12 protein-coding genes are annotated in these 14,763 nt (G+C 65.6%); 6 read left to right on the top strand and 6 right to left on the bottom strand.

Annotated elements, in window-relative coordinates; all coding sequences use genetic code 11:
* Positions 1-26 precede the first annotated feature (26 nt).
* On the top strand, positions 27-2,216 hold the full coding sequence (locus ACTJJK_RS20205) for an AAA family ATPase (protein WP_440731088.1): 2,190 nt from the start codon (positions 27-29) through the stop codon (positions 2,214-2,216).
* The gene (locus tag ACTJJK_RS20200) at positions 2,213-3,139 is read left to right on the top strand and encodes a hypothetical protein (RefSeq protein ID WP_440731087.1); all 927 of its coding nucleotides are present in this window, start codon (positions 2,213-2,215) and stop codon (positions 3,137-3,139) included. Before ACTJJK_RS20205 ends, ACTJJK_RS20200 begins: the two co-directional genes overlap by 4 nt.
* A gap of 88 nt (positions 3,140-3,227) precedes the next feature.
* Here the strand turns inward: ACTJJK_RS20200 and ACTJJK_RS20195 are convergent, their stop codons facing one another.
* Entirely contained in the window at positions 3,228-5,264 is a 2,037-nt protein-coding gene (locus ACTJJK_RS20195; RefSeq protein ID WP_031373092.1) for a M2 family metallopeptidase, read from the bottom strand.
* Positions 5,265-5,803: 539 nt separating this feature from the next.
* Between ACTJJK_RS20195 and ACTJJK_RS20190 the strand changes: the two genes are divergently transcribed.
* Positions 5,804-6,139 carry a hypothetical protein gene (locus ACTJJK_RS20190; RefSeq protein WP_031373093.1) on the top strand — a complete coding sequence of 112 codons (336 nt, stop codon included), beginning with the start codon at positions 5,804-5,806 and terminating at the stop codon, positions 6,137-6,139.
* A gap of 1,300 nt (positions 6,140-7,439) precedes the next feature.
* Here the strand turns inward: ACTJJK_RS20190 and ACTJJK_RS20185 are convergent.
* The 5 genes from ACTJJK_RS20185 to ACTJJK_RS20165 form a co-directional block, all read right to left on the bottom strand.
* Positions 7,440-7,913 (bottom strand): hypothetical protein, encoded by a 474-nt coding sequence (locus ACTJJK_RS20185; protein ID WP_440731086.1) that lies wholly within the window; start codon positions 7,911-7,913, stop codon positions 7,440-7,442.
* Between the two features lie 258 nt (positions 7,914-8,171).
* Entirely contained in the window at positions 8,172-8,438 is a 267-nt protein-coding gene (gene minE, locus ACTJJK_RS20180) for a cell division topological specificity factor MinE (RefSeq protein ID WP_408950535.1), read from the bottom strand.
* A gap of 4 nt (positions 8,439-8,442) precedes the next feature.
* On the bottom strand, positions 8,443-9,252 hold the full coding sequence (minD, locus tag ACTJJK_RS20175) for a septum site-determining protein MinD (RefSeq protein ID WP_031374140.1): 810 nt from the start codon (positions 9,250-9,252) through the stop codon (positions 8,443-8,445).
* Between the two features lie 25 nt (positions 9,253-9,277).
* Positions 9,278-10,069, bottom strand: coding sequence for a septum site-determining protein MinC (gene minC, locus ACTJJK_RS20170; RefSeq protein ID WP_440731085.1), 792 nt, complete (start codon positions 10,067-10,069; stop codon positions 9,278-9,280).
* A complete protein-coding gene (locus ACTJJK_RS20165) occupies positions 10,066-10,686 on the bottom strand; it encodes a GNAT family N-acetyltransferase (RefSeq protein ID WP_440731084.1) in 621 nt (206 codons plus the stop codon). The genes minC and ACTJJK_RS20165 overlap by 4 nt, the downstream gene beginning before the upstream one ends.
* Positions 10,687-10,828: 142 nt before the next feature.
* Here ACTJJK_RS20165 and ACTJJK_RS20160 point away from each other — a divergent pair, with 142 nt between their 5' ends.
* The 3 genes from ACTJJK_RS20160 (at position 10,829) to ACTJJK_RS20150 (ending at position 14,141) form a co-directional block, all read left to right on the top strand.
* Positions 10,829-12,031 (top strand): sensor histidine kinase, encoded by a 1,203-nt coding sequence (locus tag ACTJJK_RS20160; protein WP_031374137.1) that lies wholly within the window; start codon positions 10,829-10,831, stop codon positions 12,029-12,031.
* On the top strand, positions 12,028-12,681 hold the full coding sequence (locus ACTJJK_RS20155) for a response regulator (protein WP_031374136.1): 654 nt from the start codon (positions 12,028-12,030) through the stop codon (positions 12,679-12,681). Before ACTJJK_RS20160 ends, ACTJJK_RS20155 begins: the two co-directional genes overlap by 4 nt.
* 368 nt (positions 12,682-13,049) lie before the next feature.
* Complete coding sequence (locus ACTJJK_RS20150; protein ID WP_031374135.1) at positions 13,050-14,141, top strand: SRPBCC family protein; 1,092 nt, start codon at positions 13,050-13,052, stop codon at positions 14,139-14,141.
* Positions 14,142-14,763: the final 622 nt, after the last annotated feature.

Raw genomic sequence — 14,763 nt, 5'->3', positions numbered from 1 at the left:
CCGCCAATGCCCTGCGGAGGGGCTGCATGAGGAAAGTGAAAAGGCTGGCGACGCCGCCGTCGTTGCGCCGGCCGGAACTGCTGGACTGGGCCCGCGAAATCACCGCGTTCTACAGTCGCCCGGCCGAGGAACGCCAGCGCCAGCGCGCGCCGTTCGAGCGCTACGAGCCGTTGTTCCTGGGCGAGGACGTGTTCGCGGCTTTGGACGCGCAGTTCAAGAGCAAATGCGCGTACTGCGAGTCAGGCCTGAGCTTGCACGAAAGCCGCATCGACCCGTTCCGCCCGATCCTGGCCGCGGCCGATCCGCGCACGCGCGAGGAAAGCCCCGATCACTACGGCTGGCTGGCATTCGAATGGCGCAACCTGATGTATGCCTGCAACGAATGCGTCTCGGCCAAGCGCAATCGGTTCCCGGTCGATACGCCGCGCGCCTTGCCGATGACGGCCTGGCGTCAGACCGTGGCGAGCGAGAGTGCGCTGCTGATCGACCCTTGCCGCGACGACCCCGCGCGCCATCTGGCGTTTCTGCCCGATGGCCGCTTGGCCGGCAAGACCGACAAGGGCGCGGTCAGCATCGAGGTGTTGAACCTCAACCGGCCGCGGCTGGTTGAGGAGCGGCGCCGATGGATATTCGACCTGCTGACCACGATTCACCAGGCCATCGACCCGGATGCCGAAGCGGTTGCGATCGGGTTGATCGACGAGCTGGACAATCTCAGACACAGCGGCGCGATCCGTTCCGCGCTCGACGCCGTGGCCAAGGAAACCGCGCGCCGGGCCGGGCTCAAGCCCATCGTCGGTTTCCGCCCGTCGCGCGACATTCCCCGCCTGGCCGGACACCATGAACTTTGGGACCGGGTCGCCTACGAATACCTGTCGGGCGCGGACAAAACGCCGATCTCCGAATCCCTGCGGAGCGCGGCGAGCGAGTACTACGAACTCAGGCCCAGGCTGGATGCGTCCCATGTCGAACGCGTGCGCATCTTCAACTTCAAGGGCATCGACACCCTGGAGCTGGAGTTCGCCCATGCGCAGGCCGACAGCAATGCTTCCGGGGTGATGCTGCTCGGCGAGAACGCCGCCGGCAAAAGTACCGTGTTGCAAGCGCTGGCCCTGGCCTTGATGGACGAGCGCCTGCGCAAGGGCTGCCGGGTCGAGGGCGCCGATTTCCTGCCGCGCCAGCGCGAGTCCTGGGAGGTGCTGACCGACCGGCCCTATGTGGAAGTGCTGCTGTCGTCGGGCGACACCCGCCGCATCGAGATCGATTCGCTCGGTCGCATCGAGGACCATACCGAGGCGGCGCCGTCGATGGTGCTGGCCTACGGGGCGAGGCGCTTCTTCCGCTCGCAAGACCGCATTCACAAGAACGCGGTCAACCGCAGCCTGTTCGATCCTTTCGCCAAGCTCGAAGACCCCTCGCCGTGGCTGGTGGAGGCGAGCCGGCAGCATTTCAATGCGGTGGCGCGGGCGATGCGCGAGGTGTTCTCGTTGCACGATGACGACGACATCTTCCGCGGTCCGGGCGGCCACGTGATGGTGCGCGCCCACGGCCGGGTGACCCCGGTCGAGCGTATGAGCGACGGCTACCGTTCCCTGTTCGCGATGGCCGTGGACATCATGCGGCGCATGGTCGAGGCCTGGGGCAATCTGGAATACGCACAGGGCATCGTCCTGATCGACGAGATCGACGTGCACCTGCACCCGCGCTGGAAGATCGAGGTGATGTCGGCGTTGCGGCGGGCGATGCCGAAGGTGCAGTTCATCGTCACCGCCCACGACGCACTGTGCCTGCGCGGCATGCGCGACGGCGAAGTGCACGTGCTGTACCGCGACCAGCACGACCGCATCCGCCCGCGCGAAGACCTGCCGAACATCGAGCTGTTGCGCAGCGACCAACTGCTGACCTCGGACTTCTTCGGCCTGGCCAGCACCGCGCGGCCGCAGACCGATGCGGCCTTGCATCGCTATGCCTATCTGCTCGGCAAGCCCGCGCTCGATGCCGGCGAACAGCGCGAACGCGGCGCGCTTGCGGCGCAACTCGCGGGCCTGCCTCTCGGCGACACGCCCGTCGAGCAACTCGTCGGCGAGGCGACCCAGCGTTACCTCAACGACCGCCGCCGTCGCGGCGGTGCCGAGCGTGCGGCGATGCGCGAGGACGCGCTGGAGGAAATCGTCGCCCTGTTGAGCGCGGACGCGGCGGCGGGAGCCCACGAATGAGGTTCGTGGATCGCAAGTCGGTGCCGGCGCCGGCCTCGCTGGTCGACCCGGACGGCGCCGGCCGGCGCGAACTCGAGAAAGCCTCGAAGCATTACCTGGACCCTAAGGCCGAGACCTTCGCCTTCAAGGCCTATAAGCGGCCCGACGTCAAAGAGGCGCTGCGCGAGCTGTTCAAGAAGAAGTGCGCGTACTGCGAGTCCTTGCACGAGGCGACTTCGTCGGCGGACATCGAGCATTACCGGCCCAAGGCGGGCGTCGACGGCGAACCCGGCCATCGCGGCTATTGGTGGCTCGCGGCCGACTGGGACAACTTGCTGCGCAGTTGCATCGGCTGCAATCGCGTCGAAGGCCATCGGGTCGCCGAAGCCGGCATGACTGCCGCCCAGCTCGCTGCCCAGAAAGTGCAGAGCGTGGGCAAGGGCAACGCGTTCCCGGTGTCGGCGGTTCGGGCGTTCAAGCCGGGCGACGACTGCGACCGCGAAGACCCCTTGCTGATCGATCCGACCCGGCGCGATCCCGGCCCGCATCTGGCCTGGCATACCGACACCGATCTGTCGCTGCTGAGCCCGAGCTTCCACGGCGCCGTCGCCGATGCCTACGGCGAACACACGATCCGCATCATGGCGCTCAATCGGCAGGCGCTGGTCGAGGCGCGCACCCGCCATCTGCAGCGCTTGAACGATTTGTTGTTCGACATCGCCGAAGCGCTGGACGAGGCCGCGGTCGCGGCGCCCGCGCAGCGGGCCCGTCCCTTGCAGCGGGTTACGCGCAAACGCGCGCAACTGCGGGCGATGGCCGGCGCGGACGAAGAGTTCACGGCGATGACGCGGGCCTTCGTCGCCGCAGCCGAAGGCGAGCTGCTCGCGCGTTATCGCGAGTTACTCGAAGCTAAGGCCGAGCAGGCCGACGCGGTCGGCGCCTAACCGTTTCGCGGACAAAGAAAAACCGGCCGAAGCCGGTTTTTCTTTTGCTTGCGGACGCGGACGCCGCGAGAACATCGCGAGGTTAGGCTTAGCCCTGTGCGGGCTTGCCCGCCTTCGCCTCGGGCTTGGCCGCTGCCGGCTTGGCGCCCGGAGCGACCGGCGCGGGCGCGCCCGCCGCCGAAGCCTGCCAACCGCAGCTCTGGCCTTCGTTCTGCTGCTTCAGCCAGGTCTGCAACGGCGCGAAGTATTCGAGCACCGCCGAGGCGTCCATCTTCTCGCCGCCGGTCAGCTCCTTCATGGTCTGCTGCCACGGCTGGCTGGCGCCCTTGCTCAGCATCGCCTGGAACTTCGCGCCGGCGGCCTTGTTGCCGTAGAAGCTGCATTCGTACAGCGGGCCCTTGAAGCCGGCCGCGTCGCACAGCGACTTGTAGAACTGGAACTGCAGCACGTGCGAGAGGAAGTAGCGCGTGTAGGGCGTATTGCCCGGCACGTGGTACTTGGCGCCTGCGTCGAAGAACTCTTCGCCGCGCGCTTCGACCGGGGCCACGCCCTGGTACTTGGCCTTCAGCTCCCACCAAGCCTTGTTGTACTCGCCCGGCTTGATCGAGCCGTCGAACACGCCCCAGCGCCAGCGGTCGATCATCAGGCCGAACGGCAGGAACGAGACCTTGGCCAGGGCCATGCGCATCTGCGCGTTGATCAGCGACTCGTTGCTCTGCTGCTGGCTGCCGACCAGGCCGATCGACTGCAGGTACTTCGGCGTCATCGCCAGCACGATGGTGTCGCCGATGGCCTCGTGGAAGCCGTCGTGCGCGCCGGTCTGGAACAGCGGCGGCTGGTTGTTGTAGGCCAGGTAGTAATAGACGTGGCCGAGCTCGTGGTAGATCGTGGTGAAGTCTTCTTCGTTCGGCTTGATGCACATCTTCGTGCGCACGTCGCCGCCCATGTTCATGTCCCAGGCGCTGGCGTGGCAGACCACGTCGCGGTCGCGCGGCTTGATGAACTGGGTCTTGCTCCAGTAGCTGTCGGGCAGCTTGGGCATGCCGAGCGAGACGTAGAAGTCCTGCGCGCGCTCGGTCATCTGCTTGGCGTTGGCCAGGTTCGCGTCGACTTCGATCTGCGCCTGTTCGTCGGCGGCGCGGTCGCCCGGGTTCTTCGCCGTCTGCAGGTCGAAGTTGTGCTGGTACTGGCGTGCCAGCGCGCCGTTGATGTCGAGGCTGCCGGCCTGCTGTTCGGTGTACGGTGCCAGCACGTCCCACATGTTGCCCCAGTCCTGCTGCCACATATTGCCGAGCAGGTGCGCCGGCAGCATGCCGCCGGTGGTCTCGCCCTTGTCGGCGCCGTACTTGGCTTCCAGACGCGAGCGGGTATAGCAATGCAGTTGTTCGTACAGCGGCTTGACCTGGCCCCAGAGGCGGTCGGTCTCGGCGGCGAGCTCGACCGGGCTCATGTCGTAGCCGGAGCGCCACAGCTCGCCGGTGTCGGCATAGCCCAGGTTGCGCGCGCCTTCGTTGACCAGTTCGACGAAGCGCGTGTAGTCCTTGCGCATCGGCTTGGAGATGGTGTGCCAGCCTTTCCATGCGTCGAGCTGGGCGTCGTAGTCGCGGCTGTTGCGCAGCACGTCTTCGAGATCGCCGAGCTGGCGGCAATCGGTATCGCCGGTGCCGCTGCAATACGTGCCCGAGCCGTACATGCCTTCCATGCGCGTGGCGATCTGGGTCAGCTCGGCCAGCTTGGCCGGGTCTTTCGGCGCCGGCATCGAGGTGCCGATCTTCAGCAACTGGATCGCGCGCGCGCTGGCGGGCGACATCTGCTGGCCTTCGAATTTCTTCGACTGTTCGATCCAGCTGTTGAGCTGGGTCAGGTAGCGCTCGTTGGCCTTGGCCGAGAGCAGCTGGCTGTCGTCGTTGATGTAGGTCGAGGACAACCACTGTGCCGAGGTCATCTCCGGATACATCTTCTTGTATTCGTCGTTGACGCGGGCGATGAACTGGTCGGCGGTCTCGCCTTCCGGCGCGGCGGCGGCCGTGGTGCTGGAGGAGGGGGTGGGGTCTTTCTTGCATCCGGCCAGGCCGATGACGGCCGCAGCGATGCCGAGCGCCAATACGGCGCGAACGTGGTTCATGTGTGCTCTCTCCAGGAAGTGCCGCGCTTTGCGCGCGAGCCAGAAGGCTAGAGGCCGGGTCGGTCCGGCGCAAGCCGGCCACCGCCGGGGCGCCGGGTCGGCTCGCCGGGAGGCCGGGTGAGCGTCTAGCCGGGGCGTGGTTCTGCGCACATTCGGCACACTAGGTGGACTGAAAACGGTTACGAGCGTCTCCGTTCAGATCCGATATTTGACCGATTCAGGCCGTTCAGCCAGTACCGGGTCACGAAATGTGCGTTCGAAGAAGTTATTTTTTCGTTACGTGTAAACGCTTAGATTGTTAAATTTTCGGTATTCATTTAACGCCATGAAACGCAGGCCGGATTTGTGACGATTTCGTTCAGGTTTCGGGACGGCGTTTCCCGGCCAGGTTTCCACCTATGTCACAAAAAGGGATTTGATTTGTGACGCCAAAACGGAAAAAGTGACGCCCAGCGGCAGCCGTTCATCGGCCACGCTTGGGATGGGTGGATCCCATGGGGAATCGTTTTGGCTTCAACAGGAAAGGCATGAAACCTACGATGAGCTCTTCCGACGACAGGCGGTACCGGCCGCTCACGACGACTTCGTCACAGCGCAACCGGCGCGAAGGTGGCGAATGCCTGTTCACGGCCGATCTGAGTTGGGCGCGCGAAGAAGCGCCGATCGAACCTCCCCACGGCAGCCTCAATCTGAGGCGCGTCGCCATGGCCGCCCTGCTGGCGCTGGCGGTGGTGGGCATCGTAATGATGAATGGCCCGGCCGACGCCGGTCCGGTCCGGCGCGCGGAATCGGCGCTGCCGGCGCCGGTCAGCGAAGCCGAGCCCGCGGCGGTCGACGCCGCGCGGACCGCGCAGATTTCGCCGGTCGCGTTCTGAGAACGCGGTCGGCAGGCACTCGGTGGGGGTAAGCGCCTGGAAGGCGCAATCAGGGGAAGGGAAGCTGTAAGAAGACGGAAAGGGTTATGGGGATAGCCCGATCCGCACGGTTTGAATGGCGTCGGCGCCAGGGAGGGCGTCGGTGGCCGCTCGTGATGATCTTCTTTAGCTTTGCTCTCAAGGCCTTTGGCCGCTCCAGGCTGCCTTTGTGTGGGAGCGACGTGAGTCGCGACCGAGGGACGCGCAGAGGCGACAAGGCCGGCGGCGCGCATCGAAGCGGCGTGCTTTCGCCTGGGTAGGAGCGGCGTCCTACTGGGTTTCCTTCGGTCACAAGCTGCGACCGCGCTGTAACGGTCTTGCGACGTGACTTCCCGTATCTCCACGCACCCTCCTGTAGGAGCGACGTAAGTCGCGACCATGGAACGCGCAGAGGTGCCAGCGCCGATGTCGCTTATCGAAGCGACGTGCTTTCGCGGGGGTAGGAGCGGCGCGAGCCGCGACCGCGCTGCAACGGTCTCGCGGCGTGTCGCTCAAGCAACATCAAGATCAAACGCCAAAAGCTTCCGCCACTAAAGCGGCGGGTTACTTTCTTTTGTCATAAGCAACAAAAGAAAGGTAACCAAAGAAAAATGCTTTTCTTTGAATCAAGGGCCCGCACGAGCGATGCATCCGCGGGGTTTTTTCATACGGGACATCCTTGTCCCGATGAAAAACGGCGCGCATCCCTGCGCGCCGCCCTCCGGGCCTTCTATTGCCTTCGCGAGGGCGGGGCGACGCACAGCAACAGCAAAATCTTTACGGCAACGGCAACGGCAACGGCAACCCAGTCTTTGTTGCGGTTGTAGTTGCCGCTGCCGCTGCGGCTGCGGCCGTTGCTGTTGCTGTGAAGAGCTTGGCGAAGCTTTGAGCTTGCGATGCGACCGTAGACCCGGAGGGCGCCGCACAGGACGTGCGGCGTTTTCCGATAAGACAGGGATGTCTTATCGGAAAATCCCGGCGACAGCTTCGCACTCGTGGCCTGTGCCCTTGCAAGGAGAGCCCTTTTCTTTGGTTACCTTTCTTTTGGGCTTAGCAAAAGAAAGTAACCCGGCCGCTTTAGCGGACGGAAGCTTTGCACTTGCTTCAAGGGAACGCCGGAGGCCGGCACGACGTGGTCGCGACTTGCGTCGCTCCTACCCTGGGCTGCGGATGTTCGCGGCGCGAGATTGAAGTCGTGCGGTCGCGGCTCGTGACCGAAGAAAATCCAGTAGGACGCCGCTCTTACCCTGGGCCAGCGAACAATCGCGGCGCGAGATCGGGCTTACACCGCCAGCACGCGCTCCGGCAGCCGCACCAACCCGCGCTCGGCCAACCATTGCCACGAACTCTCGGCATCCTGCTCGACATAGGCGCGCGCCGAGCCCAGGCGGAAGCTGTAGCCCCAGCTGTCCATGTCCTCGAAGATGCGCTCGCGGCTGGCGCCGGGAATGGCATCGCCGAGCAGGCATTGCAGCACGCACACGGCGTCCTCTTCCTCGATCGAATCGGTGGCGTCGGTGTGGACCTGGGCGCGGCGCTCGGGCGGCAGCACGATCAGGTGCGCGGCTTCGTGCAGCAGGGAGTGCAGCGGGGTGTCGCCGCGCGCGTACACGGTGCTGCCGATCAGGCCGGCCTCGGTGTCGCCCCAGTAGCTGCCCGGAATCGGCTCGCCGTCGTCGACGCGCTGCAGGCGCAGGTCGTAGCGCGCGAGCAGGGTGGCGACGTCGTCGAAGGCGAGGTGGGACAGGGTCAGCATGGTGCGGAACGTTTGAGGGTGGGAACGTTGTGAGTCAGGCCATAGCCGGGCAGCCGCCGCAGTCGTCGCGGCGGCGCGCGCAACGGCGCGGCCAGCGAGTGTATGGCCTCGGCCATGCACGTTCGCCGCGATGAGGCGCGCGACCACGGCATCGGCGCAGCGGCATTGGCGGAGCGGTAGCGGCTGCGCGACGACGGCTTGCACCGTTCGAGCACGCAGCATGGGCAGGTCCGCGGCCGGCAGGCCGGCCGCGTCGGCTCAGGCCTGCGCCGGGTTTTCCGGCAGGGCGACCGAGATGTCCAGGACCTTGTTGTCGCCTTCGCCGATCAGGTCGACCTTGACCGATTCGGCGTCGACGTTGACGTATTTGCGGATCACCTCGAGCAATTCGCGCTGCAGCATCGGCAGATAGTCGGGGCCGCCACCGCCGCGGCCGGCGCGCTCGTGGGCGACGATGATCCGCAAACGGTCCTTGGCGACCGATGCGGTCTGCTTCTTGGCCAGCAGGAAGTCGAACAGACCCATAAGCTCAGCCTCCGAAGATCTTGCTGAAGAAGCCCTTCTTTTCCACTTGCGTGAAGCGCATCGGTCGGGTGTCGCCGAGCAGGCGGGCGACGGCGTCGTCGTAGGCCTGGGCGGCGTCGGATTCGGTTTCCAGGATCACCGGCTCGCCCTTGTTGGAGGCATTGAGCACGTCGCCGGATTCCGGGATCACGCCGATGGTCTTGAGGCCGAGGATTTCTTCGACGTCGCCGATGCTGAGCATCTCGCCGCCTTCCACGCGCTTGGGGCTGTAGCGGGTCAGCAGCAGGTGCTCCTTGACGCGCTCGCCGTTCTCGGCGCGGCGGGTCTTGGACGACAGCAGGCCCAGGATGCGGTCGGAGTCGCGCACCGAGGAGACTTCCGGATTGACCACGACGACCGCCTGGTCGGCGAAGTACATCGCCAGGAACGCGCCCTTCTCGATGCCGGCCGGGGAGTCGCAGACGATGTAGTCGAAGCCTTCGGCGGAGATGTCCTCGAGGACTTTCTGCACGCCTTCCTTGGTCAGCGCGTCTTTGTCGCGGGTCTGCGACGCGGCCAGGATGTAGAGGTTGTCGAAACGCTTGTCCTTGATCAGCGCCTGCTTGAGGTTGGCTTCGCCGTTGACGACATTGACGAAGTCGTAAACGACGCGGCGTTCGCAGCCCATGATCAGGTCGAGGTTGCGCAGGCCGACGTCGAAGTCGATCACGGCGACCTTGTGGCCGCGACGGGCGAGCCCGCAGGAAAGGCTGGCGCTGGTGGTGGTCTTGCCGACACCGCCCTTGCCCGATGTGACTACGATGATTTCGGTCAAAACTCGTTCCTCCAATGGTGCGGCTTCAATCCAGAGCCGCAATTTTGATTTGTTCGTCTTCCAGCCAGATCTGCACGGCCTTGCCGCGCAATTCCTTCGGGATGTCTTCGAGCACCTTGTAATGGCCCGCGATCGCGACGAGTTCGGCGTGGAACTCGCGACAGAAGATGCGGGCTTTTTCGTTGCCTTGCGCGCCGGCCAGGGCGCGACCGCGCAGCGGGCCGTAGATGTGGACCGAGCCGTCGGCGATGACCTCGGCGCCGGCGCCGACCGTGGTCAGCACGGTCAGGTCGCGGTTGTCGGCATAGATCTGCTGACCCGAGCGCACCGGGGCGGACTGGATCATGCCCACCGAGGCGGCCGGGGCGGCGGCTGCCGGGGCGGCCGCGCGCGCGCGCGCGGGCTCCGGGGCCGGGGCGACCGCCGGGGCCTCGCGACGCGGCGGCGGTGGGGCTTCCGGAGCGGCGCCGTCGGCGCGCTCGTAGGAGGCGCGGAACTTGGCCAGCAGCGGCAGGCCCAGGGCCTGGGCCAGGCGGTCGGTCTCGCTGGTGCCGTAGGCCAGGGCCACCGGCAGCACGCCGGCAGCACGCAGGCCGTCGAGCAGGGCCTGGGCGGTGCCGGCGTCCGGGGTCTGGCTGAGACCGCCGAAATCGATCACCACCGCGGCCCGGCCGAACATGTTCGGGGCGCGCTGGACCCGGCTGCGCATCTCCTCGACCAGGCGTTCGACGTCGAGGGTGCGGATGCGCAGGTTGGCGATGCCGACCTGGCCGATCTTGAGTTCGCCGGCCTGTTCGTAATCCACGGCCACGTTCACAGGCCGGTCCCGGTCGGACGCGGCGCCTGGGCGGCGAGCTGACCGTGCTGGACCGGGACCCGCGGGCGGGTCAGCCAGCTGGCCTCGGGCAGGGCGTCGCCATAGGTCTCGCGGACCCAGGCATAGCTGCACAGCGGCTTCATGAGCATGGCCGCGCGTACGCCGGCCTCTTCCATGACGTGCTGGCCGACCTCGCGGAAGCCGAAGCTGCCGTGGAACAGCAGGGCCGGGTCGTTGCCGCCTTCGAGGAAGACCTCGCAGGCCAGCTGCGGATAGCGCAGTTCGGCGTAGCTCTGGGCGTCGGCATAAAAGGCGCGGCCGACACCGCCGCCACGGCGCCGGCTGGCGACGACGATACGGTCGATATAGAAGAAGTCCGGATAACGCTCGCGAAACCAGCGGAAATTGCTGCTGTCGTGGTCGCTGCGGGCACCGATGCCGATAAGGAATCCGGCCAGGGTGCCGTCACGTTCGGCGACGCGGAAATATTCGGCGGTGTCGAAAAAATGACGCAGACGGGCCGCATCCAGCGGCAGGATCGCGGGCCCGGCGGCATTGTTGAGGGCAAGGACGGAATCCAGCTCGTGCTCTCGCACGTCGCGGACAACGATCGACATTCCACGCTCCAAGTATTCAAAAGCCGGCACGCGTTCCGTGTCGGCGTCCCGATTATCGCATGGCGGTCGCTCCCGGGGCGAACGCCAAGTGCATGACTTCTGGACGGCTCCGACGCGTGCCCCATACCGTTAGCATGCATTCATGCTGGCCCGTCTGACCCATACCCGATTACTACGTTACGCCGGCCTGTTCACTTGGGGCCTGGTCGGCTCCTGGCTGTTGTCGATCTGGCTCGACCCGGATTATTTCCAGCCCGGCCACGGCGAACCGGTGGCCGGCCTGTATTTGCAGATTTTGCGCTGGGTCGCGGTTTACGCCACTTTCGGTGCGGTCTACTGGTGGATAACCCGCTCGCTGGGCGAGCGCCGCACCGGCCTGCTCGATTACCTGCAATTGCTGGTGCTGGGCGGGTGCGCGATCGGCATCAGCTATTACTCCGGCACCGGCCTGGGCAGTGTGCTGCTGATGGTCCTGGCCGGGCTGCTGCCGTGGATGGTGCCGCTGCGGGTCGGCGTGATCGGGCTGATGGTCCTCAACCTGGTCATCATCCCGGTGTTCATCGAGGCGGTGCAGATGCCGCCCTTGCTGGCGGTGCTGCAATCGCTGCTGTACACCGGTTTTTCCGGTTTCGTGTTCCTGACCGCCCTGGTCGCCAAGCAGCAGACCCAGGCCCGCGAAGACCAGCGCCGGCTCAACGCCGAGCTGCGCGCGACCCGCGCCCTGCTGGCCGAGAGCGCGCGCATCAACGAGCGCACCCGCATCTCGCGCGAGTTGCACGACCTGCTGGGCCACCACCTGACCGCGCTGAGCCTGAACCTGGAAGTCGCCGGCCACCTCTCGGAAGGGCGGGTCAAGGAGCACGTCCAGCAGGCGCATACTCTGGCCAGGCTGCTGCTGACCGACGTGCGCGAGGCGGTGAGCCAGTTGCGCGAGAACGGCGCGATCGACCTGGCCCTGGCCTTGCGCCCGCTCGCCGAAAACGTACCGGCGCTGGATATCCGCATGGAGATCGAGACGCCGCTGACCCTCGACGACCCGGAGCGCGCCCACGTGCTGTTGCGTTGCACCCAGGAGATTGTCACCAACACCGTGCGCCATGCCGGCGCGCAGCATCTGTGGATCGACGTACGCCGCAGCGGCGACGACATCGTCATGAGCGCGCGCGACGACGGTCGCGGCGCCGATCACCTGGTCACCGGCAACGGCTTGCGCGGCATGCGCGAGCGTTTGCAGCAGTACGGCGGCCGGCTCAGCATCGAAACCCGTGCGGATGCCGGCTTCTGCCTGCAACTGACTCTGCCCGCCACCGCGGCCGCCATGGCCCGCGAAGGAGCTTTGACATGATTCCCAACCCCATCCGCGTGCTGCTGGTCGACGACCAGACCCTGGTCCGCCAGGGCGTGCGCTCTCTGCTGGCCCTGGCCGAGGGTATCGAGGTCGTGGCCGAGGCCGGCGACGGCCGTCAGGCCGTCGAGATCATCCCGACCGTGCGTCCGGACGTGGTCCTGATGGACATGCGCATGCCGGTGATGTCCGGCCTGGAGGCGCTGCAGGCCCTGGCGCGCTCGGGCTATCTGCCGCCGACCATCATCCTGACCACCTTCGACGACGACCAACTGGTTCTGGCCGGGCTCAAGGCCGGCGCCAAGGGCTATCTGCTCAAGGACGTGTCGCTGGAACAACTGGTCGGCGCGATCCAGGCCGTGGCCGACGGCGGTTCGCTGGTTCAGCCGGCAGTAACCCAGCGCCTGCTGTCGGGCCTGGAGCACATGCGCAACGATTTCGTCAGCCTGGACCGGCCCGACCCGCTGACCGAGCGCGAGACCGAGATCCTGCGGTTGATGGCCGGCGGCTTCTCCAACAAGGAAATCGCCAATTCGCTGGGCGTGGCCGAAGGCACGATCAAGAACCACGTCTCCAACATTCTGTCGAAGCTCGGCGTGCGCGACCGCACCCGCGCGGTGCTCAAGGCCTTCGAACTGCAGTTGGTCTGAGCATCGGCACCGCGACCCCGCGCAGTCGTTGCGCGCGAGGGCCTTCGGCGCGATCGACGCGCGCCGCGCCGGCCCCGGACGGTGCGTCGGCGTGGCGTGCGATTGACTGCAGTTGCGCATCGGCGAAGCGGCGAGGGGCGGGGCATACCCACGCGAATGTGGCGGCTTGGCGGCGAAAAGCCGGCTGTTTCCAGGTTTTTCGCGGCGCATTGCCGGGTCCGGCTCGGCCTCGGGCCCGCGCCCGGCGCCGTGCAGGATGCGGCCCGTCGATTTTCTTGCCTGTGATGGCTGCCCTTGCCGGGATTTATCTTGCTACGATTGTGGGTCTGCGCCCCGGCCCGATCCGGGCCCGGCCCTGGAGAACCTGAATGACCCGTCTGATCGAGATTTTGATTTCACTGGCGATCGTCGCCGTGCTGTTTCTGGTTGTCGGCGTGGTTTTGCCGTCGAGCCGCCATCTGTCGCACTCGGTTGAGACCAACCGCAAGCTGACCATCGTGTTCGACACGTTGAACAGCGTGCGTCGCTTCAAGGATTGGAACCCGCTGGTGCTGCGCGACCCGGCCATGGAGGTCAAGCTGACCGGCAAGGATGAGGGCGTGGGCGCCCGCCTGGAGTACTCGTCCAAGGAACGCGGCCTGGGCAAGGGCAGCTGGGAAATCGTCAGCAGCGAGCCGGGCAAGTCGGTCGGCTACAAGATCGTCAACGAGGAGCGCGGCGACAACAAGCGCACCGAGTTCAAGCTGCGTCCGACGGGCAAGAACAACCGTAACGTCGAGATCACCCAGACTTACGACGTCGACTACGGCTGGAACCTGCTGGGCCGTTACTCCGGCATGTACGTCAGCAGCAACGTCGGCGAAGACATCAAGATGGGTCTGGCGCGCCTGAGCAACATGCTGGCGACCGTCCCGAACTACGACTATTCGAAGCTGTCCGAAGTCGACCCGGCCAACGCGCCGAAGGTCCTCGACCGTCCGGCCGAGAACGTGCTCAGCGTGACCGCCGCGGTCGCGCGCGACAACGAGAAGATCAAGTCGCAGATCCACTCCAATATGGAATGGATCAAGAAGGTCATCGCCGCCAACGGCCTCGAAGCGGTCGGTCCGATCCGCGTCGTGACCAACGAGTTCGGCAGCGAGACCTATTCGTTCGACGTGGTGCAGGTGGTGCGCAAGATCGGCGACACCAGCACCGAAGCGAGCAAGCTCGACGTCAAGATCGAAGGCGCAGGCAACCCGGTCAAGGCCGAGCTGCTGCCGGCCAGTAAGGTCGTCGTTGCCACGAGCGGCGGCCACAACATGGCCGCGCTGGCTCCGGTCCGCGACGCCGTTCGCGCCTGGGCGCTGACCCGCGGCTACACCACGACCGAGCGTCCGTACGAAGTCTGGAAGGCCGGCATCGACCAGAGCTTCGACCCGGCCCTGGGCCAGTTCGACGTGTACTGGCCGATCAAGTAATACCGAGCACGGTGTCCGCTACGGCGGACCTGCGATCGACGAAAACGCGCCGCGGCTTCCGCGGCGCGTTTTTTTGTGGGCGCTTTATCGTTGGGCGAGCCTTGGCTCAGGGGTATGAGCGGCGTCCCACAGGGGTTTCCTCCGGTCACGAGCCGCCATCGCGAATCTCAGGTAGCGTTGCATCTTTCGTAGATGTGTTGTCTCAACATCAGTCGTTGCCGTGATTTTGATCTGCTTTTCCGCTGTACCGGTCAAATGGAGACCCGGAGGGCGGCGCACAGGACGTGCGCCGTTTTCCGATAAGACAGGGACGTCTTATCGGAAAATCCCGGCGCAAGCTACGAACTCGTGGCCTGTGCCCTTGCAAGGAAAGCCCTTTTCTTTGGTTAGCTTTCTTTTGGGCTTAGCAAAAGAAAGTAACCCGGCCGCGTTAGCGGACGGAAGCTCTGCTCTTGCTTGACCGATAGGGCGAGATCGGTCGCGACTTACGTCGCTCCTACAGGGGTGACAGCTCTGCACTTGTTTGGGGTTTTCAGAAGCAAGATCAAACGCTAAGAGCTTCCGCCACTAAAGCGGCGGGTAACTTTCTTTTGTCTAAAGCAACAAAAGTCCGTCTGGATTC

This window comes from Lysobacter sp. 22409 (genome assembly GCF_052045105.1).
GTDB classification, from domain to species: domain Bacteria; phylum Pseudomonadota; class Gammaproteobacteria; order Xanthomonadales; family Xanthomonadaceae; genus Lysobacter; species Lysobacter antibioticus_B.
Note: the sequence above shows the minus strand (reverse complement) of the source record. Positions and strands in the feature narration are given on the sequence as shown.